Source organism: Dyadobacter luticola, assembly GCF_005860805.1.
Taxonomy (GTDB): Bacteria; Bacteroidota; Bacteroidia; order Cytophagales; family Spirosomataceae; genus Dyadobacter; species Dyadobacter luticola.
The window spans coordinates 998,016-1,021,008 of record NZ_VCEJ01000002.1 but is presented as its reverse complement, the minus strand read 5'-3'; the positions used below and the strand labels follow the sequence as shown (position 1 = coordinate 1,021,008).

Sequence of the window (22,993 nt, the reverse complement as noted above, 5' to 3'; positions counted from 1 at the left end):
ATATCAGTAAAATTCTACCAAGAAACATGCTTTCTCTGCAAGTTCACACTGATCTTACCAATCATTTTGACGCTGGCTTTTGTGGGTGCAAGCGCACAAAAAAACAGCCTGCCGCTGCGGATCACTGGCTATAAACACATTCAGAAAAACCAGCCTAAGGAAGCGGAGATGGCGTTTTTGAAGGCGATTAAGGTTGAGCCGAAGGATCCGGCGAGTTATGCGGACCTGGGGGAATTGTATCTCTCGCAGAAGAATTTTGTCAAGGCGGAGAACATTGCCAAAACAGGCTTGAAGGTGAAACCGGCCAGCATTGAATTGCGGACAATTCTCGCGGCTGCTTACGCAGGAAAAAATGACAAGCAGAATGCGATTTTGCAATTGAATGACATCGTTAAAAGAAGCCCGAAAAGTGCCTTTGCGTATTATAAACTGGCCAACATCAATAAGGCGGAAAAGAAAAAATATCTGTTTGCTACTTTGAGGTATGACCCGGCGAGCGTGGTCGTCAGGCTGGATTTGGCGCAGTTGTTTATCCAGGAAAAGAAATCGGATTCGGCAACATTTTATTTGCAGGGAATTAAGAAGGTATCCCCTGCCCTCTCGCCTGTTTTAAACAGCCAATATGCCAAGATTATCAGCGAGTTGAAGAAAAATCAGTTTGCAAAAGCATTGCCCAGCCTCGAACATTTCCGCGACCTTTTTAAGATCACCAATACATACATTAAGAGCCTCTCCGTTTTGCAGGAGCCGAAATTACCCATCGGTTACGCCGAATTTACGTCGAGTGAGTTTATGAATACGCCCATGCCCACGGGCCGGCAGGAAGGATTACAAGGTTTCCGGTTTACGGATGCCGCCGATTTATTTGGCACAGAACCCAAAAAAGTGGGAGAAATCAGCAACCCGATTTTGGCGGTGACCGATTATTCCGAGGGTGGCGAAATGTATGTGTATACCAGTTCCGTCACGGGTGGAAATCAGCGGTGCAGGCTGCTCGTCAGCGGGATTGGTAGCTTCCGGGAAATCGCTAATCCACTGATGCACAATGAGAAAGATCAGGATGCGGCTTTTTGCGATTATGATAATGATGGCTATCAGGACTTGTTTATCGCTACATCCAAAGGGATTTTGGTGATCAAAAACAAAGGGGATGGTTTTATTTTTCAGAAGGATAACATCGGTCTTGGTAAGGCTGTAAATGTGCGGAAAATGCTATTTGCCGACCTTGATCAGGATGGTGATCTTGACTTATACGCTGCTACCGGTACCTCAAATTTGTTTTTTAGAAACAATAATAACGGGACTTTCACTGAGCAGGCAAGTGCGATGGGACTGACTGCTGCGGGCGGGACCTACGATTTGAAATTTGCTGATTATGACGTCGATGGAGACCTCGATATCCTTGCGTCCAGCGGGTCAACAGGCTTGAAACTATTTAATAATAACCGTCACTCGCGGTTTACAGATGCTAGTTCGTCGGCTGGGCTGGAAAACGTGAAAGGGGAAGTTTCCGCATTTGGAGACTATAATAATGATGGTTTGACGGATGTTTTCGTCGCGGGCGCCGGGAAAAGTCAGTTGTTGAAAAATACAAAGGGACGCACATTTAATGCTGATGCGGCAACGGAAGTGATAGACAATGCGCTTCAAAACCTGAAAGTGCGGGACGCGGTATTTTTTGATTTCGACAACGATGGTTATCTGGATTTGCTGGTGGCCGAAGTTCTTGCAAATGTGTCAACGAAAAGCCTTTATCTTTTTCATAATGAGAATGGTAAGAAATTTACGAATGTCACCAACCTGCTGCCGCAGAATATTGCAGAAGCTTATAGGATCGGCATCGCCGATTTTAATGAGGATGGGGATGATGACATTTTCCTGGACACTTCCGATGGGCCGAAGATGCTCCGGAATGACAGTGGAAATTCGAATAACTTCATGATTGTCAAGCTGAGCGGGCTGGGTTACGGGAACAATAAAAACAACCGGCTGGGCATCGGGGCACAACTGGAACTGAAAGCGGGCGACCTGTATCAATTGAAAACAGTGACGAGGGCGGTGACGACATTTGGCGTCGGGAAGCGCAAGACGTTGGATGCTGTCAGGATTATTTGGCCAAACGGTACCCCGCAAATAATCAACGATCCGTCGAGCAACCAGCGGATTGTCGAAAATGAAATGCTGAAAGGTTCCTGCCCCTTTTTGTTTGTCTGGAACGGGACGAACTACGAATTCCTGAAAGATATGATGTGGCGGAGTGCGCTCGGGATGCCGTTTGCGGTCAAAGGAAATGATACAACTTACGCATTCTCAGATCCTTCCAAAGAATACCTGCTGATCCCCGGCGAAAAAATCAAGCCGAAGGACGACAAGTATACCATAAAAATCACAGAGGAATTGTGGGAGGCAGTGTATTTCGACAAAGCTGAGCTGATCGCCATCGATCATCCTGATTCTGTGGACGTTTTCGCCGACGAGCGTTTTGTAGCGCCGCCTTTTCCAGGTAAGAAAGTTTATCCACTGGCAGCCAAAAATTTACCGGTATCTGCGGTGGATGAAGAGGGAAATGACGTCTTGCCGAAGATCAAATCTTACGACTTCAATTATGTTTCCAATTTGGAGCCCGGGAGTTTCCAGGGTGTGGTGCATGATCACGACATTGTGCTGGATTTGGGGGATAAGGCATTGAAAGATAGTCTTTTCCTATTTTTGAGAGGCTGGATTTTTCCTTCCGATGCCAGCATCAATCTATCCATGACGCAGTCGGATGACATTAAAAGTTCGCCGCCAAGCTTGCAGGTGATCAACCAAAAAGGTGAATGGGAAACGGTGATCCCGTTTATGGGTTTCCCGATGGGCAAGGACAAAATGATGATCCTTGATCTGACCGGAAAATTCCTGACGACTGACAACCGGAAAGTGCGGATTAAAACGAATATGCAGATTTATTGGGACGAAATCTTCTTCGCCAACAGCATTTCCAAAGCGCCTGTCAGCATGACGACCTTGAATATGACTAGCGCTAACCTGGCATTCCGCGGCTACTCGCAGTCTTTCACCAAAGGCGGGCCTTTCGGACCACATTGGTTTAAATATGAAAATCCTTCAAAAGGACAAAAATGGCGGGACCTGACAGGAAATTATACCCGCTATGGTGATGTCCTGCCTTTGCTACAATACGCTGATGACGAATACATTATCGCAAATTCAGGTGATGAGATTACGATTGATTTCGACGCCAAAAAGCTCCCGATATTACAAAAAGGCTGGAAAAGGAACTTCCTGATTTACAGTGAAGGCTGGGTCAAAGATGGCGATTTGAACACCGCAAACGGACAAACCGTCGCGCCGCTGCCTTTTCATGCAATGCCATCATACCCTTACAGCAAGAATGTCGCTTATCCGGCTGACGAAAAACACGAGCAATATCAGCGGCAATACAACACACGGACGGTTGATACCGAGCTTTTTAAGAACACATTAAAACCCTGAGCAAGCATCTTATTCGTAGTGCCAGTACATATTCTTTGCAGCAGGATCGAGTAATCCGACCGTGTTAAACGGCTGAATTCGTTCTCTCACCCGGTTTGTAAATGCCTCAATGTCAGCTCCTGATATAACCGGACGAGCAAGTATATCCATCAAATCCTGATAAGTTTCCGTGACGATGGCTTTGACGGCTTCTTCACCGGCGCAGAGGAAATGATCTACCGGCAATTTCTGTAATCGCCTTTTCTCGTACGTGATCGTACACGTGAAATACAACATCGACCACGACCGGAAAAGCCCGAAATAGGGCATCGTTTTATAACATCCTGCAACCAACATATCGATCAGTTTCAGCTCATCAAAAACGGCATATTCATATTTTTGAAGCTCCGCATAAAGCTTTTCCTGATCATCGAAATGTTCATAAAATAACCTGCAAATCTTTTCCAGGCCAATTAATGAATGTGCAATGCCACTGCTGAAAAGCGGATCGACAAAACCTGCGGTATGCGGTAATGCCAGCCAGCCGTCGCCGAAGCATTTGTCGGCTTTTCGCTGCAAACGTCCGAAGCGAAGTGTTTTTCCCGGAATTGCAGCGTGCCTGGCGTCTTTTAGAATGTGTTGAATGTCAGGGTATTTAGCCATCATCGAATCCCAGATTTCCTCTGATGATCTTTCCGATAGCAACTTATCCGAACCATCCAGCGCAAATCCCCAGCTTGTCACAGCATTATTAAACCGCAGCACCCAAACCCAGCCCTCATCCAGCAAATGGTGAAGTGCTGAATTGTCGGGATTATAGGGATACCCTGCCGTAGAAATATTCTTTTCAGCCAACATATCAGACCATTTGCGAAGGTGATCAAAATGTGAAAACACTGCGAAAGAATTTGTGAGAAAGCTTTCTGATGACGAGCTCACCGAAAAAAAGTTTTTGAGCAGCACGTCGCCGCCCGTCGCATCAATGAAAAATTTTGCCTCCAAGTGCCTGGCTTCTTCCAATCGCGAAGTCCTCATTTGCCATTTTCCATTTTCGCGCGCGGCGGATTGAATGTCAGTATGGTCAAAATAATCGATGCCGATTTCCTGCACTTTACCAACCAAAAAAGCGTCAAAATCGGCCCGGAGCCAGTTGGTGTCGGAGCGCTCGTCATTGATGCTTGCGGCCACCAGCAGTTCATCGGAATGATCTTCGTCGGTAGAAAACGGTTTTTCCGGATAATGTTTAAAATAACTAAAACCCCTTTTCAAACCACAAACTACCTCAGGATGTGTACGTTGCCAACTTCCGTACTTTGAAAAATCTGCCAGCCAGTCCAAACCATATTCCGCGGCCAGATCGCGCAGGAGCATGTTGGCGATCGGCGTGGAAGACTCCCCGATCGCGAACCGCGGATGTTCACCTTTTTCGACCAGACAAACCTGGAAACCTTTGCTATGTAAAATGAGCGCGGCCAGCGATCCGGCAAAACCGGAGCCGGCGATTAAAATATCGTATTCTTTAGACATGAATCAGTGACACGTACACAAAACAGGAAGTTCAATTTGCTGGTGAAGGTTCATGCGATCGAGCCGCTGGGTTCGGGCCTCGAAACATTTGGGGCAATCGCTGAGAAAACCAATGTCCCAGGTATCCACAAACACCTGACCCTTATTGTGTTGAAGGCATCGATCGAAAACTTCTTCCAGCGCCGACAATGTTGGCGGACGGTAGTGGCCCTGCGCTTGCAGCAACTCCATCACACCATTCCCAGACCGCGTCGGGATTATCGTACAGCGGTCCGCGCCGCATTCAAATGCGAACTGCACGGATTTTACCGCCCATTCAATGTTCTCCCGCTGGTCGGTCAGGTACGGCGGATTTAGTAAAACAAAAGTGCGGATATCCATGTCGTGGTTCCGCAAAAATGTGGCTGCCCGCTTGAAATCGTCGGGCGTCATATGTTTGTTGAGCTGCTGCGAAGATTCCGGGTAAATCGTTTCCAGACCCATCGCCACTTCCAGTCTGCCCGATAATCTTTTGGCAAAATCAACCACCCGCTGCTCGCAAAGTTTGGGATGATTTTCGACGATCACCCGCGAAAAACCCTGTAATCGCGCGGCAATCGCAGCGTGATCAGAGAATGGTACGGCCTTGGGATCAAAAAAGTTACTGGCATTGTACAGCTTGATAGCATCGGCCTTCGGCAGCTGGGAAAGTGCGTAATCAATTTGCTTTACGATCGCGCCCGGCGGTGTCGGAAAGTCCAGCGTATTTTTCCATAAGTCGCACATCAGACACTTAAATGCACACTCTTTGCCCGTGAGAAAGAGCGTGTTAACCGTCTGTAATTCACCGTCCAGGCCGGGCTCCTGTTCATGCAAAAAATGATAGGGAATGTTCTCGTCGAATACGTTCTTGGCAGGCCGTAATTTTTCGATCAACAGGTTACCTGGCATATAATGAATTGAAGTAGGTTCGATAACCTATTTCGTCATTGGAAAAGATTTGCTGGAAACTACTCTCCGAAGCCGCCCCCTGCTGAAACCTGCGCTTTTCGAAAACAGGCATCTCAAAGCCGGTCACCGCCTTCACGCCCCGGCTCACGATCTCCCCTTTCAATGCATATAAAGCCTCTTCGTCCCAATCCGTCAGCGCAATAAATGGAATTCCCTCCGCAATCTCGATAACATTTGGCAAAGAATATGGACTAAATCCCTTAAAACCAAGCGCTTTCAAAGGAGCATAAGAACGCACAGCTCCGCGACTCTGTCCGCCCGAATAAGTGAGCGAATGTTTGATCTTGTCCACGCCCCAGCCTTCCTGATATAACATCACATTGTTCAGCACGCTGCGGATCGTCAGCTCGGCATTTTGCTCGATCTGGTAATCTTTCAGGTTTTCATCCCCGCCGTCGCCGTCTGCCAGGTATTTCCAGGTAGGATACGCCTTTCTGATTTTCTTGCAAAGCGCAAGTGCCATCGTGGCCGATTCCAGGTCCAGCTGCTTATAATCCTCAATAATTTTAATCGTCTCCTTATAGTCTATTTTCGCTTCGGCCACATCCATCACTTCCAGAAAAAGCGACAAACCGAGCTGATCTACAAACTGATAGGCCTGCTCTGCATCCGGCCCATTGTTCACGGAAAGTGTAAATGCTTTCAGCCGCTGCGGCGACAAGCCCATTTTCAGCATGACATGATATAGCACCAAAAACACGGATCCGCTGTCGATTCCGCCGGAAAAAAGTACGCCGATCGGCTCTGTCTCCGGAATCGTTCTCAGCCACTTTTCACATTCAAAAGCCAGTGCGCCAATGTATTTTTCACCGATTTCATCCAGGTTGGTCGATAATGTATTTTGCTGTGGAGCAAAGAAACGGGTGTAAACCGGATTTGGATCCGGGCAGCCGATAACATCCACGCGCACAACGAAGTGCGCAGGTACCATCCGCGTATAGGAAGGATGAAACTGCCGGTGCAGCCCCCGCCCTTTCAGAAATTCATAGATCTCATCAATACGCTCGGCCACGATCAGCAGCGGCCCGGCGGTTTGTTTTGCCAAAAAATAACGCATCGGCCTTCCGATCGATCGCGCCATAAAGACCTGCTGACCAACCTTTTCCACGAGGGCGAAATGTCCCCCGATGTTTCTGACGCGCTCAGGATCACCCGAAACAATAGCGGCGCGCGCTTCGTCGGCGGTCACATTGAAAAAACTGTTGCTGTCGTCATCAAGCAGACTCACAAAATCAGCCAGGTACTGGTGCATAGGATTTAGAATTTGGTAAAAACTACATTAGCTCACTCTAAAAAGCGACGGACTGCCGGTTTCTACGCCTTAACCTTCTTCTTATGACGGTTGATTGAGAAGTTCTACGGTACCGCCTACCCTACTTTGCCGATTGTTAGATCATTCCTGCCTTTGAATCAATTCTTTGGGATAATTTAAAATCACAAATTCATATTTGCCAACCGACCCACTTTGATTTGACATATTAATAGCGTTGAAAATATTTGGAATGACCCACTGAAAAATATTGGACACTATACACACAACATTCTTTTTATTACCTGCCTAAGACTCAACTACACCTCATTTTTTCATTCAATGCGCATACCCGCTCTTTTTTCGCGGGAGAAATGTTTCCGTTGATTTTGAGTTAAATAAAATTAAGCCATGAAAAAATTTGCCTTTGTAGTGCATTTAAGAGAAAATTATAGCAAGGATTTAAGTCAACTAGCCGCGCCGCTCGGCTGGATTCCTGACAACATTTACGCTCTTTTTCTTCGTAACCGCCCTATTAAGCCTTTCATTTGGAGCGACATAACACTTACCCCGGGCGCCCGCGAGCCAGAAGGCCACGTGATCATGCTGCCCTACTCCGGCGAGCAGATCCTCCGGCAACAAAAACACATGGTCCCGATGCTGGAAGGGGCGATGAAACTCGCGCATTCGAAAGGTGCGCAAATCATGGGCCTGGGCGGACTGATCTCTCCGATCAGCCTCGGCGGCAAACTCATCGCCGATAACCCCTACCTTGCTATCACGAATGGAAACGCTTTCACGGCGGTAGTCACTTACGAGCGCCTGTCGAAACTGATCAATAACCATATTTTTTCTCCGCTAACCATTGCCCTGGTTGGCGCCACTGGCAGTGTCGGCACGCTGCTCAGCATGCTGCTCGCAGGAGAAGATTCTCAAAATGAATTTCTGCTGGTTGCCCGAAATGAGCAGAGAACGAGAGACTTAGCTGCTAAAATGAAAGCCATTAATCCTAAGGTCAGGGCGTCGGTATCTCAAAATCTCCTTGATGTAAAACGCGCTGACATTGTGGTTTTGCTTACCTCCGCCACCGAAAGCGAACTCACTTCCGCACATTTGAAACGGGGCGTAATCGTCCTCGACGACACCCAGCCCAGAAATACCCATCCCAGTCTATTGAAAAAGCGGCCCGACGTAGTTGTCATCGACGGCGGGCTGGTGACGGTCAACCAGTTGAGATGCACAAAAGGCGGGATCGGCCTGCCGCAAGGATTATCGTACGCCGGTCTGGCCGAGACCATCTTGCTCGCAAAGGAAGGATACGAGGGGAATTTTTGCATCGGCAATCCTACACTCGATCAGGCACATTATATCAAGGCGCTCGCCAACAAATACCGCCGGTTTGGTTTCCAGGTTGCCCCGGATTACAGTTTCGGCAAACTCGTCGACTATACGGTTCCCGAAGCGATCGGCATTAACGGCCAATTCGCCGAAAATAAAAGCTGGGAAGGTTCTTACTGAGAGATTGGTCTGACGGAAAATGTGAGGGAACGGCTGATCCTGCGTGCTGCGTGCAACATTTAAGTTGTAACCGGCTCTTTGTCACCAAGTAGTCACCCGAACTTTTTGAAAAATCGGCGTGGCTGTTCCTAAGTCACTATTCCGATCGCTCTATGAAAATTTCTCCAAATCAAAGTGCATGGTTGCGCCTGCTCCTCTTTATTCTCTCTTCGCTTTCTTCCCAAATCGCCAGCGCGCAATCGCGACCCGCAGTCGATAGCATGGGCGCTAATATGGGCCGACAAAATTGGAAAGCGGCTTTCCACTGGGCTTTGAAGGCTGCCGAAAGCGACTCAGCCGACAGATATTGGCGATATCTCAACGCCGCACATTTCGCCAGTCTCGACAAAAATGCAGATATGGCAATCAAATATGCTGGGCTGGTCCTGGATTCCGACATCGCACCAAAGGCTGCGTTTGGAAAAGACTTTGATTGGCTGCGGGATGATCCACGCTGGAAACAGCTGATGAAAAAGAAGGAACAGGTAGTCGAGGATTTTAGGCAAAAGCGTATTCAGGAAAGTTTACCATTCCGGTTTTATCAGAAAAGGTTGCTTGACGAGACAAAACAACAGCTAGCAGCATTGCCCCGAGAATCATCTGGCCGCGCGCTTTATCAAACTTTAAAAGCGATGTACCCTGCGCACAATTACACCCGTCATGACCGGTATCAATATGCCTGGGTGAAACTGGCTGATTCGCTGGAATTCCCTTATCTGATCCAGTTACCCAAAGGATTTGATGCGGCTAAAAACTATCCGCTGGTGGTGATATTGCATGGCGCAGTGGCCTACCAAACTATGCGGGACGTCGCCGACAGCAGTGCTGCGACTGGCTTTTTTGGACACAATTTTGTGAACCTGGCATACGAAGCGGGCACGATCGCTGTATTTCCGTATAGTACAAAAAGGTATAATTGGATGATGCCCGACGATGGTTTCGGGCTGGTACCAACGCTGATCCGGGAGGTCAAACATATGTATCCGATTGACGATAGCCGGGTGTACGTGACCGGGTATTCGAATGGCGCGACAGGCGCGTTTTCATACCTGATGAAGCAACCCGGACTTTTTGCAGGATTTTCGGGAGTGAACAATCGGCCGCAAGTACGCACGGGCGGCACTTTTTTAAAAAATGCGGCGAACCGGTCATTTTATAATGTGGCCACTGACTATGATTATTACTACCCGATTGAGGGTCACAGAACGTTCACGGCACTTGCAAAAACGCTGGGGATCAACTGGCAAAACATTGAAATAACCGGTAAACGCAACCATAGTTACCTTCTTTCCACAAGAGACAGCACGATACGGCAAATGTATCAGCGGCTTTTTGCCGATATGTTATCCAAAAAACGAAATCCTTTCCAGCCCAACCTCTACTGGGAATGTGATGATATCAAAAACGGCCGATGCGACTGGCTGGAAATCAACGAACTAGATACACTGACCGCAAAAAGTAGCTGGCAAGTTTCCGTGAATGCGACTATTGAAGGCTGGCGGCAAACTATGAATCCGTCGGTTTTGCTGGACAGTACTTCACAAGCTTTCCACTTTCCGCGACAGTCAGGAGCCGTCAAGGCGAAATATTCCGGCAATACATTCGATCTGACTACGTCACGGGTCGGGAAAATCACGTTATACTTTTCACCGGAAATGGTCGATCTAAATAAACCGGTAAGCGTGATTATTAATGGGAAGCAAATTTATCACGGCCCGGTCCGGTATGACCGCACTTTTTTAATGTCGGAATTTGAAAAAGAAATGGATCATCAGGCTTTGTGGGTGAACAAGATGACATTTTGGGTGAACCGACTTTCCTCGTCCACATCTGGACAAAATAGCGTTCGGAAACGGACGCGGCAAAAATTGTAAAATACGCCCCGGTGCCTGTTTGAGGCATTTTATTATATTCTCATTAGCTGGTGTCAGATTTGCTATGCAAAGTGAGAGGATACCTTTGATAGGCAATAAATGAATCATAAAAACAGTCGAATCGCGGGCAGGACGATCATAAACATTAGCCGCCACCTTTGTTGAAAGCTGCGGAAGCGTGTGGCAGATCCGCACATCCGTGAAGAATCCTGGGCGCTCCACATGAGCTGTTCCGGGCGCGCGGGCGGCGCTTCGGCTGCTTTGCCGCAGGCATCATATACTTGCTTGACGCGTTGCTACTCCTGCATCCTCGGCTCTGGTAACGACTGCCTGAAAGCATCCAACATCCTCCCACCCTTTATTCAAAACCAAACCCAGCAGCCATGCTTCGAAACCATTTTAAAATTGCATTCAGAAAACTCAGTCGCCAAAAGTCCTACACCCTGATCAATACCGTGAGCCTTAGCCTCGGCATTGCCTGCGCGATCCTGATCTTTACACTGGTGAAGTACCATTTGAGTTTTGATAATTTCCATGCAGACCGTGACCGCATTTACCGGGTTTATACGGAAATGCATAGTGAAAAGATCATTTATAATACCGGCGTCCCTAACCCTTTTGGCGAGGCGCTCCGAAATGGTTACAGCGTGGCCGAGAAATTGACCCGGATCACCTTGATGCCCAAAAGAGTGGTATCCCTTTCGCCTGAGAAAAAATTCGAAGAAGACATTGCCTTTGCTGACCCTGAGTTTTTCAAAATCTTCCATTTCCCTTTGATCGAAGGCACTCCGCAAACTGCATTAAAGGATAAAAACACGGTGCTGATTACCGAAAGCATCGCGCGAAAATATTTCGGAAATACGGATCCGGTGGGCCAAATGCTGCACATTGATCAATCGCTGCTGGTGCGAGTGGCGGGCGTGCTGCGCGATTTGCCGCCAAATAGTGACTTTCGGTCCCAGATTTTCCTGCCCTATCCCAATCTGGAAGATCACAGTCCCTGGATGGTCGAAAAGGATTGGTGGATGAGCGTCAACAAGGAAATGCAATGCTACGTCCGCCTGAAACCAGGCATAACCGCCAGGTTTGTAAACGAAACAACCTTACCCAGGATTTCCAGCACACATTATGACAAGGAGATGGCCCAGTATTTCCGGTTTAAGTTGCAGCCTTTGTCCGATGTGCATTTTAATACGGACCTGCGTGGTAAAACAGATAAAAAGAACCTTCGGACTTTTGCAGTGATCGGCTTTCTCCTGGTGGTAACCGCCTGCGTAAATTTTGTCAATCTGGCGACTGCCCAGGCGGTTGGTCGCTCAAAGGAAATCGGGGTGCGGAAGGCGCTGGGCAGCGAACGTGGGATGTTGTTCTGGCAATTCATTATCGAAACTGCCGTCATCGCCTGTTTCGCCATGCTGGCTGCGCTCGGACTAGCTTACCTGGTTTTACCGGTTGTAAATCAATGGTTTGAGATTCAGCTCAGCATTAATCTTTCTACAGACTACTATTTGCTCACCTTCCTCGGCGGGCTGCTGCTTTTTACTATTTTCCTTTCAGGTGTTTATCCCGGTTTGATACTGGCACGTTTTCAGCCGCTGGTAGCATTAAAAGGCAAGCTTCCTCAACGAACGGTGGGCGGCGTTTCGCTCCGGAAAGGGCTGGTGGTGACGCAATTTGCCATTTCCCAGCTGCTCATTATCGGCACGCTGGTGATTACCAATCAACTCAGGTATTCGCAGCAGTCTAATATGGGTTTTGGTAAAGATGCCGTGGTCATCTTGCCGGTGCCAGATAACACCAAGGCGAAGATCAGCACATTAGGTAGTGAAATTTCTCAAATGGCAGGTGTGGAAATGGTAACATTTTTTGATACGCCCCCTGCATCGGAAACGATCGGCAGTACGGGGATTACCTATGATTCCCGTCCCGAGCACGAGAACTTTAATATCTCCGTAAAAGCGGTTGACTACCAATACCTTCCAACATTTAAGATACCGCTCGCAGCCGGCCGCAACCTCAATCCGTCGGACACAATCCGCGAATATCTGTTAAATGAAACGACCGTGAAAGCGCTCCGGCTGGCTTCCCCACAGGAAGCGCTCGGGAAAACCGCGAGCATTAACGGATACCCCGGTACTATCGTGGGTGTAGTGAAAGATTTTCATTTCAAATCGTTCCGGGCTGCCATAGAGCCGCTTTGCCTTACAACCAAAAGTGAAAATTATGGAAGCTGCGGGGTGAAGGTACGGCTTTCCAACCTAGCTTCTACCCTGGCCGGGCTGGAAAAATCGTGGACGAAAATGTACCCGTCGTCTATTTACACCTATCGCTTTATGGACGAAGAAATCGAGCGTTTTTACAAGCTGGACAACATGCTCCTGAGGCTGATTCAGGCTTTTGCGGGCATAGCGATTTTTGTTGGCTGTCTCGGTTTGTATGGACTGGTTTCTTTCATGGCCGCCCAAAAAACCAAGGAGATAGGTGTCCGTAAAGTATTGGGTGCGAGCATGCCTAGTATTCTCTGGCTGTTTGGAAAAGAGTTTGTCCGCCTCCTGGTAGTCGCTTTTCTGCTGGCTGCCCCGCTGGCATGGTGGGTCATGAATAGCTGGTTGAACAACTTTGTGTACCGGGTTGAAGTGGGTGCTGGAATTTTTATTGTTGCAATTTTGGTAACCTTCGTAGTAGCGCTGGCGACGGTCGGGTTTCGCAGCATGAAGGCGGCTTTGATGAATCCTATCAAAACATTGCGGTCCGAATAACGGGCCTGATGAATGTGTTGTTTGTTTTTAGTAATTTGCAATGCTCATCTGCTGGCCGCCCTGGCCCGGTTAAGCACTTCAATATACTCAACGATCGATACATTAAGATGACCGCAAACACGCGATCTGAGGAGTCACGCGACTCGCAAGCATTCCTGCAATGTTTGCAGATGGCTGATATCTGGCTTTGGGACCTGAATCTCCCCGACAGTCAGTGGGCCGATCCTTCCCTCTGGCAGGCCCTCGGATTTCAAACCAATGAGATTGCGGGCGTGACATCCGACTGGTCGAAATTTATATTTGAAGAAGATGTGGCTACCGTCCAACTGGCACTGGAAGTTCTGGACCGCGATCCGAAAGCGGGATTTGATCAGTTAATCCGGGCGCGAAACAAAAAAGGTGAAACGGCCTGGCTGAAATGTAAAGGCAAGTTATTGCATGTGCTGATTGACGGCCATAAGTTTCTGGCTGTAAGCTTTGTAGATATCTCGGAAGAAAAACGGAATGCATTCAGGCTGCACCAGGAATCGATCATTTCCAAGTGCATCCGCGACAGCAAAACGCATTATGTGGCCAAGGCCGATCTGGAAGGTTATTTTACTTATATCAACAAATCTTACGCGGAATCTCTCAACATTACCGAGGCCGAGCTGATTGGAAAATCATCCAATTCTTTCTTTATCGACAAAGACATTGCGTCACGGCTGAACTCCTTCGAACATTGCACGCTCAATCCCGAACGGCCGCATACGGTGATTTTGTATCCGAAAAACAACCACGAATCGGCCAACGTACAGGAATGGACGTTCTGCGGATTGAAAGATGTGCATGGCGTGGTCAACGAAATTCTCTGCCTGGGCCGCGAGCTGTCCCAGGGAAATAGGATGGCGGACGACAAGCCGGTACACTCGGCGGGCTTAATGTTGTGGACGATTTCTTTCGATGGTAATGTCAAATCGGTTTCGCCTTCTTGGGAGTACCATCTCGGGCACAGCTTTCCGCAGATAGCGGGTGATATGCTCGAAAATTTCGTCCACGCAGGCGATATCGGGCGGACTATCCAGGCAGTGGGCAGGGCAATCAAAGACCATACTTCGCAGGTGGAGCACCGTTTACAGCATGGAAATGGTTCGTGGATCTGGTGTTTGACACACATTAAAAAGAATGAACTGACGTCCGAGCTGCATTTCAACAGTTATGATATTACAGATAAAAAGCTGACGCAAAATCAGTTGGTTCGTACCAGTCAGATGCTGGAACAAACTTCGGAGATTGCGCGCGTAGGTGGCTGGGAATATGACGTGTTGAAGAAAAAGCTCTACTGGTCGAAAATTGCGCGGGAAATCCATGAAGAGGAGCCCGACGCGGACATTTCGCTGGACTGGGCGATGCAGATGTACATTTCGAAAGAAGACCGCGACCGGTTGCTCGATGCCGGGCAACTTGCGCGCACCGGCATTCCCTGGGATATCGAAGGACAGATCAAAACGGCAAAAGGCAACTACCGCTGGGTCAGGAATATTGGCAAGCCGCAGATCGAACATGGGATTTGTGTGCGGCTCTACGGCACTTTGCAGGATGTGACCGACCGGAAGAAAATTGAGCAGAATATCGAAAAAGCACGCATTCTGGCCGAATCTGCCAGCAAAGCAAAATCGGGTTTTATGGCCAATATGAGCCACGAGATCCGGACGCCGCTGAACGGTATTTTGGGAATCGTGGAAATGTTGGAAGGTACGGATCTGGACAAAACACAAAAGGAATATTGCCAGATGCTTTCGAACTCATCGCAGCTGCTGCTGGACATTGTGACCGACATTCTCGATTTTTCCAAACTCGAAGCAGGTAAAATTCAGCTCGCCGAGCAGAAAACGGATCTGGAAGAAATTGCGGGACAATGTATTGACGTGATCCGGCCGCTGGCGCAGAAAAAGAACATTCAGTTGCTGCTGAATCTTTCGGCTGCGGCGCCCGATTTTGTTTGGGTGGACAAAATCCGTTTGAAGCAAATTTTGATCAATCTCCTCAGCAATGCAGTCAAATTTACCAATACCGGAAAAGCTGAGCTGCTGATAGAAACGATCTCGGCGGGTGACGACCAGGCAACATTACAGTTTGCGGTGGTGGATACGGGCATTGGCGTGGCCTATAAAAATCGGAAACGGATCTTTGATGCTTTTATCCAGGAAGATCTTTCGGCAAGCAAGCGCTATGAAGGTACCGGACTGGGACTGGCCATTTCAAACCATTTACTGGGATTGATGAACAGTAAGCTGGAACTGAAAAGCCGGCCCGGCGCGGGAAGTACATTTTCCTTTATAATAAACCTGAAAGCTGAAAATGGCGGAAAGATCAAAAGAAATAATCTGAATGATCTTCATACTTTGACCAAAAAGCAAATTCCTGAACCTGAGCCGATATCGCTACCAAAAAGCCTGCGTTCCGTTATGATTGTGGAGGATAACCCGGTGAATATGATCGTGACGAAAAGAATGATCAGCCTGCTTTATCCTGATTTACAAATCATCGAGGCGAAAGATGGGATCGATGGTTTTGAAAAGTACAGGCAGCACATTCCGGACATGATTTTAATGGACATTCAAATGCCCGAAATGAACGGCTACGATTGCACCCGGGCTATTCGCAATGTGGAAAAGGCAGGGCGCCGGGTACCGATCATCGCCGTCACCGCCAATGCTACCGACGGTGAGGCCGAGAGATGTTTTCAGGCGGGTATGGACGCATTCATCACTAAACCCATCGTGAAGGAACACTTAAAAAGTGAGCTCCGGAAGTTTGACCTGCAATTTGCCCGGCAGGAGTGAAACCTACTTACCGGTGGGTACCGTGGTCGAATTGCCCAGCAAACCGTGGTAGTAAGCCATGTAATACGGCAAAAGGAAAAACGTACCCTCATGCTCGTCATGCCCGTCACCTTCCGACGCCAGCAACGCAAATGCATCGCGGTCCTGCCGCACATGCCCGCGCTCGTCAATCGGCAGCGCATATCCGTCTACCCGCCAGCCCATATTTTTTTCCTGCATCGGCGACCTGTCAAATACCACATCCAGCCGGTGCGTGTTGTCCATCGTGTAGCCAATCAGGTCCAGCGGGACTTTTTGCAGGTTATCGAGAATAAAATCTGTCCGGTAATTTCCTTTATAATGTGCCTTCACCACTTTGGATGCGTACAGCCGGTTTTCAGGAAAAAGACCTTTGTTATCAAACATTTTCTGGTCGGCTTGTTTGGTAAAACCATCTGCAAGCGCCGCATAAATGATATCCCAGAAAGCATTTTTCTGTTTGCTGATGTGCTGCCACGCCACTTCAAGACCTTGACGGTACATAAGCAGCAGTGAAGGATCCGTCTCATAATTGATCAAACCATACAAACTCATCAGGCACAAATTGTTATCCCAGGGAACCACATTTTCGGGCGGGAAAAATTCTTTGGGATGCATGGCATTGATGTGGTAACTGTACTTATCCCGAAGGACTTGCGCTTCACGATCGTACTTTTTGTCGCCCGTCACATGCTTTGCCACATTCAGGAATGAAAGCATCAGCATGGAGTTAAGCCCTTTTTGATCATATCCATAAACTGAATTGAGGTACTCGGGAGAAAAATCGCCCCAGCGGGTTACTTTTCTGTCATGGTCCACCAGCTTGTATCCATGCCGCACGAGGTGATCAGTAATGTCGCCAACCACTTCGCGTACCGCCTGTTTTTCTGCTTCGGTTTTTGCAACCAGGTCATAATAAATACCATAGAAGAAAAAATGGCCTGCCAGCTCATCAGAACTGGTATCGCATTTCCAGTAATATTTACCATCCTTGCTTTTGGGAAAACGCGGGTAAATGTCCTTCCACATCGGGTCTTCCTCCTGGCGGCGGAGATTGTTTTCGTGGCTGTTCTCCGCATTCACATCCTGGTGCCAGTCGACCGGGACGATCACCCTCGCCGGGAAACCTTTTTCATGCGTAATGTCGACCAGCCATTTGCACGCTTTGAAACTTCTGTCGGCCAGCATCTTCGCCTCGGGATCGCCGGTAGCAGCGTAGCGAAATGCCTGCGCAGCGCCGTACATCGAGGTGTACATGCCATCATTATCAGAAATCGCCAATTGCGAAGTCGCAATGTTGAACTGTTCCGTCATGTGGCTTTGGGCAACAAAACCCATGCGGTTGTGCCTTTCTTCAACTTGTTTGGTAAATAAAGCAGCTTTTTGTTCCAAAGAAATCGGTGTGCGACTGATCTGGCTGATGCCTTTGTCGGTTCCGATCCAGGCAGTACCATTATCAGCCTGGACTGCGATCGTATTCACATGATCATCGGGCAGCCAGCGTCGGCTAAACCGGTACCTGAACTGGTCTTTCTCCACTTCAATTACGCCCCTTTCTGTACCAAACCAAATAACCCCGTCAGGCCCGAGCGCGGCGCAGGTAAATTTGTTATAAGGCACGCCTTCATTTCCGGTGAACAGCTTCCATTTTCCTGCATTCAGGCAACCAATCCCCTCTTTCGCGCCAATCCAAAGCCCGCCTTTCGCATCCGTTACCAGCGCACCAACATTGCGCAGCGACCAGCTATATTTCTCATTTTCAGGAAAAACCCGCACCGGTTTTGAACCGGCTTTATACAAATACAAACCATCATCGCAACCCAGCGCATACCCATCCTGGAAGCTGGTAAAGCTCAATATTTTGGTACCCGGAATGTTCGGAAAAGCGGGAGCAGCAGCAGGTTTTGCGGACGAAGCCGCAATCCAGCGACTGTCTGCCAGCCGGACTGATTTTCCCGCAATGTCAGCCACGGGAGAGCTGCCAATAAATGTAATACGCGAAACTTTACCCTCCGGAAGGCCCTGAGCGGACGCATGTATCGTAGCGGTTTCCTGGATAAATTTCTGGTCTGCCACGGGTTGCGCAAACAAGTAGAGCGGGCAGAACAGAAGCCAGTAAAATGTGAATTTCATGGGAGTAGTAATATATAACCGGTGCACGCCCAACCGGGGGCTACCAGTTATACTTGGCTTAGCGGGAAAAGGGCTAGTATTTTTTGATCAAGCGTCATTCGGCTTTCTGAACCTTGTGATTTCCAAGGAAATGTAGCTCAGCACCTGCACTTACGTCAATTTTTCTGGTAACAATGTCTTCGTCAACTTGAATGATGTGTTCTTTGTTAATTCGCACTGCATCCTCTGGCCCCGGCACATACCCGCCCGACCATAAACCAGGCTGGTCCCAGTCGCCTGAACCCGTGCTTTCAACAACGCTTAGCTTAGGAATGCTCACCAGCACCACGCCGCTGTACGCGGGGATTTTCACATTGGAAGAATAACGTTTCACGGCAACATCAGAGTAAAGCGAGCTGATCGGTACAGTCGATTCCTGATCCGAATAATTGTACTCAAACCGGATGTTCGAATCCTGATCGGTCTTCACTTTTGATTTGACAGAATTGGCATCCATCGCAAAACCGGCCTTCCATTCATCGAGTGATAAGTTGGTTTCCATCCCGCCTTCGTAGCCTTTAAAAACCGTAAATGTCTGATTATCATCTATTGGCCTTGCGTAAATGTTATTATCAAAAACACCCATCTTTTTGATATCGTCTTTTACTGCCAGGTTGATCTGTGCTGTTTTCTGCGAAGCTGTCCGTGCAATAAACCGGTTACCTGTAATTATAAAATTCCGGTTTATGTCGGCAGACTCCACGACAAAAAGCAGTTGCTGCGCAAAATTATACACCAGGTTGCTCGTCACTTGCACGTCGCCGGTGTTATGCAGAAAAATTCCGCCCCAGTTACCATTGGCCACCGTATTCTGGTCGATGATCGTTCCCCGGCTCCGGTCGTCCAGGTAAATGCCCGCCGCCTTGCCAAACGGTTCCCAGAAATGCCCCTCGGCACCTGCAAAGGCTCCTTTTGCATTCAAAACAATGTTTTTTCTGACGATCCGATTATACGACCGGTCGCCCGGATTATAAGTGTAAATGCCCGCCCCGTCGTCCTTCACGTTCGAAAAAGTATCTACGTAATTTCGCTCGATCAGCACATTATTTCCTTCAAAATTAATTCCGATATAGCCACTGTTGACGATGGAACTATTGGTCACTGTAAGTCCCTCCCCCACCAAAAAAATACCTTCCTGCGCTCCATCGCCCGATTTTGCAGCTCCGGCAATGTTGCCCGTATCGCTAATCTTTACCTGGTCAACCAAAATGGATTTTCCTTCCTGTTCCAGGTGGATACCATTGTTAAGACTATGATGAATCGTCGAATTCGTAATGCTGAGATTGGTTATGTAGCTGCCCCAAATGCCATTTCCGCCCTGGTTACGCACATTGCAGTGATCGATTTTGACATTACTCGTACCGATCAGGTAAATCCCGTGAATATTCCCTCCTTCAAAATCCAGATTCCTGAACTGAATATTGGTCCAGTAGTTCAGATACACATTTTGCATCTGCGCGCTGGCTTTCACTACCCGGCTTTCCACTGCCCCTTCGAAATATACGTAGAGCCTTTTGGCCGCCTTATCATAGAACCACTCGCCGTCACTGCTCAAAGTTTCCAGGTGGTTTTGAATAAAAAAGCCGTTTCCATCCACAGGACTATATGATGCATTGCTGCCATAATCACTACTGGTAGTATAAGTTAAGGTACTAGCATTCCGCGACTTAACTAAATGCCTGTCTAAGATCCAGCGCGTCTTTCTGATCACCACCTCACCACCCGCCGGGTCAAATGGCAGCTCCGCGACGGCCGCGCCGCCAATGGCTTCATTGCCGATATGTGAGGTGTAAGGCAGATAACCGGTATCGGGAAAGCGCCCCATACCTTTCACCGCACCATCTACCGTGACCAGGTTCAACGAAGGCACATCAAGCGGTACGTAATAAATATTTCCACGCAGCTGCTTCCAGCCCGAATGTTGTGAAAAACCCGAAATGACCGGATTTTCGCCGTTTCCGTAAGCATCATAAATAATCGGATTATCTGAGTTACCGCCGCTGTTGCAGGTAATGATACCGTAAAAAACATCCCCTCTTTTAAAAAGCACACGGTCGCCGGGCGCGAGTCGGGTTGCATTCAGTTTTGTGAGGTTCCAGGCGTTGGCATCGTCGAGACCACTGCCCGATCCGCCGCCCGACTTGACGTAAAACGTTGAGGCATAGGAGCATTCCGCAATGAACATGCAGAATAAAACTAATATTGTCCGCTTCCTGCCTAATGTCATGATGTTCCGACCGATCTTACCGTATTGTGACTTGTTTCAAAATGCTAACCATCTGTTTCTCAAAGTGTGACAGTGTGAAATGTTGGTTAAACCGTTCTTTTCCGAGCGCGCCCATTTTCATTCTCAGCTCAGGATTTTTGATCAATATTTCAAGTTGATCCGCGAGGGCCGCGGCATTTTTTTGCGGCACCAAAAAGCCGGTTTCACCATTTAAAACAATGTCAGGGATACCGCCCTCAGTTGTCGAAATAATAGGCAGCTGGTGCTGCATGGCTTCCAGAAGTACAAGCGGGAAAGCTTCATAGTGATAAAAAGTGGGGAAAATAAATACGTCGGCGGCATTCCAGAACTGGTCTTTATCGCTCCCATATTTAGGGCCGTGCGCAATAGCCATGTCGGTTAAACCAGCATTTACAATGCGGTTATTAAATTCGCTTTCGGTAATGTCGGACCAGCCGCCTACAAAATTCGCTTTAAAAAGAATGCCGCGCTTTTTCAATTCAATCAGTGCATCCAGCAAAACATAGGCACCTTTTTCCTGCAACATATTCGACAAATAAAGCAATTCGCACACACCTTGCTCCGACATTTGTTTATGCCTGATATTTGTCACCAAAGGAATTCCATTCGGACAATAAAACACATTTTCTTCCTTCACAAAATTCCGGATATCAGGATATAAATGCGGCGATAAAAGAATTGTTTTTGTATTCTTAAAAACAAATTGATAAAGCAATCGATTGATCACACTCGCACTTGCATTGGCCACACCTTTATTATGAAAATGATAAACCAGCTTAACGCCAAACAATTTGATCAGCGCCACAATGACTAAATCCTTGTAAAACCCTGCCCCGCTGGAAGTCAATGTCATGTAACAGGCATCCCACCGCTTTTGTGATAATGCGGAGAAAACGCTGGCGATCATTTTCAGAAATGTGACCGCTTTTCCAAGGCCACCTTTTCCTGTTTCGTCGAGCTTTTTAGTAGTAGATAAATTGACAAAAAATGAATCTATCTCTTCATTCACCAGCGCACTGTTTTTGATAAAACTCCCCATCATTGCGGCGCCATGAACCGGTGGAGGAAGGTGCAGAATAAAGAGTATTTTGGGTTTTGACACGATGCAGTATTTAATGGAAAATCTAAAAATCAAGCAATGTGAGAAAACAGTCCGGTGAATGTTCACGGTAGAACCGGTTCCCATCTATTTTTCTGTCGGCCCTGACATCCTGAAACGCCGCAACCATTTTACGGCCGATCTCCGCCGGAGAATATGGGTCGCAGGTGTAGCCGAGGCCGTAATCCCTGCATAGTTCCGACATCAGCCCCACATTCGGCGTTAAAGATATCACATTATATTTCGCGGCCCGGCCGAGCAAGCCACTGGAACCGTAAAATTTTGGATAAATGACCAGGGATACGTGCGTGTTCCGAAAATAATACTCCATTTGCCCGTCCGTCACGAATTCATTGATCATGACCAGCTCAACGTCCGGGTTATCCGTTTTAAAATTCCGAACCAGCCCGGCAAACTGTTCCGAAAAATGTTTGGGTATCTTCCCGACGATCAGGAGAATGAAATGTTTGTGCAGGGTTTTATCGATCGTACCGAAAGCGGCGAGAATATTGTTGATATTTTTCCGCCAGTCCAGCGAGCCGAACACGGTGAAAACCACTTTTTTCTTGTCAAACCTCACAAGCTTTTCAAGTTCCTGGCCTCCCGGTTCAATGTAGTCAAATATGGGGTCGCGGGTATATTGGAATACGCTGGATTTGTATTGGTGGTTTAATATTTGCGCACCTTCCGGATCGTTTAAAATAAATATGCGATGCAGAGAAGACGACCTCAAAAACAGGGATTCGAAGAAAAACCTTTTAAAGTGTTGGTACCTGGCAGACAACCGGTTTGATAATTTTCCTTCCTTGATAATGATCCGGTGCGAAGGACGAAACTCAATTCCCGAAATGAGAAATGGTGATTTTTTTAAACCAATCTGTATTTCGTACCGGGTTAATTCCATGATGAAGACCTCCTCCACACGCAGTTGCGCGGCGTGCGCAGTGATTACTTTCCATTCATCGAATTTAAGCCGGCTCGACCACTGTTCCTCACTGAAATCTCGGTCTGAAAAATAGAAATGTGTAGCATCCAACGCCGACTTTTGAATATCGATAAGTTCTCTGGCCTGTTTATTGAACAAAAAATAAATAGTATCTCCTTCCTTTTCCTGAACGTGATCGACAATGTATTGCACATACCCGGCATTATGTCCGCGGAGAGAAATGTTCAGGTCACAAATTAACTTAATCATTCCGTAAAA

General features: G+C 47.8%; 12 protein-coding genes. 5 read left to right on the top strand and 7 right to left on the bottom strand.

Annotated features, from left to right (window positions below):
• The first annotated feature begins 66 nt into the window (after window positions 1-66).
• Window positions 67-3,492, top strand: a complete 3,426-nt coding sequence (locus FEN17_RS04320) for a CRTAC1 family protein (RefSeq protein ID WP_171037839.1) — start codon at window positions 67-69, stop codon at window positions 3,490-3,492.
• 9 nt (window positions 3,493-3,501) lie between these two features.
• On the opposite strand, the gene FEN17_RS04315 is transcribed toward FEN17_RS04320, so the two are convergent.
• Genes FEN17_RS04315 through FEN17_RS04305 form a run of 3 tightly spaced genes read right to left on the bottom strand, consistent with a single transcriptional unit; the run spans window position 3,502 to window position 7,240 of the window.
• Window positions 3,502-4,998: an NAD(P)/FAD-dependent oxidoreductase gene (locus FEN17_RS04315; protein ID WP_138364056.1), complete on the bottom strand. Its 1,497-nt coding sequence runs from the start codon at window positions 4,996-4,998 to the stop codon at window positions 3,502-3,504.
• Between the two features lie 3 nt (window positions 4,999-5,001).
• On the bottom strand, window positions 5,002-5,928 hold the full coding sequence (locus tag FEN17_RS04310) for an archaeosine biosynthesis radical SAM protein RaSEA (RefSeq protein WP_138364055.1): 927 nt from the start codon (window positions 5,926-5,928) through the stop codon (window positions 5,002-5,004).
• A complete protein-coding gene (locus FEN17_RS04305) occupies window positions 5,918-7,240 on the bottom strand; it encodes an asparagine synthase-related protein (RefSeq protein ID WP_138364054.1) in 1,323 nt (440 codons plus the stop codon). The genes FEN17_RS04310 and FEN17_RS04305 overlap by 11 nt, the downstream gene beginning before the upstream one ends.
• Window positions 7,241-7,648: 408 nt before the next feature.
• Between FEN17_RS04305 and FEN17_RS04300 the strand changes: the two genes are divergently transcribed.
• The 4 genes from FEN17_RS04300 (at window position 7,649) to FEN17_RS04285 (ending at window position 16,252) form a co-directional block, all read left to right on the top strand.
• On the top strand, window positions 7,649-8,755 hold the full coding sequence (locus tag FEN17_RS04300) for a shikimate dehydrogenase (protein ID WP_138364053.1): 1,107 nt from the start codon (window positions 7,649-7,651) through the stop codon (window positions 8,753-8,755).
• Between the two features lie 152 nt (window positions 8,756-8,907).
• On the top strand, window positions 8,908-10,668 hold the full coding sequence (locus tag FEN17_RS04295; protein ID WP_138364052.1) for an alpha/beta hydrolase family protein: 1,761 nt from the start codon (window positions 8,908-8,910) through the stop codon (window positions 10,666-10,668).
• A gap of 383 nt (window positions 10,669-11,051) precedes the next feature.
• Window positions 11,052-13,427, top strand: coding sequence for an ABC transporter permease (locus FEN17_RS04290; protein ID WP_138364051.1), 2,376 nt, complete (start codon window positions 11,052-11,054; stop codon window positions 13,425-13,427).
• A 107-nt stretch (window positions 13,428-13,534) separates the two neighbouring features.
• Window positions 13,535-16,252, top strand: a complete 2,718-nt coding sequence (locus FEN17_RS04285) for a response regulator (protein ID WP_171037838.1) — start codon at window positions 13,535-13,537, stop codon at window positions 16,250-16,252.
• 3 nt (window positions 16,253-16,255) lie between these two features.
• Here FEN17_RS04285 and FEN17_RS04280 read toward each other — a convergent pair whose 3' ends face one another.
• The 4 genes from FEN17_RS04280 to FEN17_RS04265 all read right to left on the bottom strand — a co-directional run bounded on the left by FEN17_RS04280 (window position 16,256) and on the right by FEN17_RS04265 (window position 22,984).
• Window positions 16,256-18,403 (bottom strand): hypothetical protein, encoded by a 2,148-nt coding sequence (locus FEN17_RS04280; protein ID WP_138364049.1) that lies wholly within the window; start codon window positions 18,401-18,403, stop codon window positions 16,256-16,258.
• 94 nt (window positions 18,404-18,497) lie between these two features.
• Complete coding sequence (locus FEN17_RS04275; protein WP_171037837.1) at window positions 18,498-20,627, bottom strand: right-handed parallel beta-helix repeat-containing protein; 2,130 nt, start codon at window positions 20,625-20,627, stop codon at window positions 18,498-18,500.
• Window positions 20,628-20,685: 58 nt separating this feature from the next.
• Window positions 20,686-21,792 (bottom strand): glycosyltransferase family 4 protein, encoded by a 1,107-nt coding sequence (locus FEN17_RS04270; protein ID WP_205748097.1) that lies wholly within the window; start codon window positions 21,790-21,792, stop codon window positions 20,686-20,688.
• Between the two features lie 22 nt (window positions 21,793-21,814).
• A complete protein-coding gene (locus tag FEN17_RS04265) occupies window positions 21,815-22,984 on the bottom strand; it encodes a glycosyltransferase (protein ID WP_138364046.1) in 1,170 nt (389 codons plus the stop codon).
• Window positions 22,985-22,993: the final 9 nt, after the last annotated feature.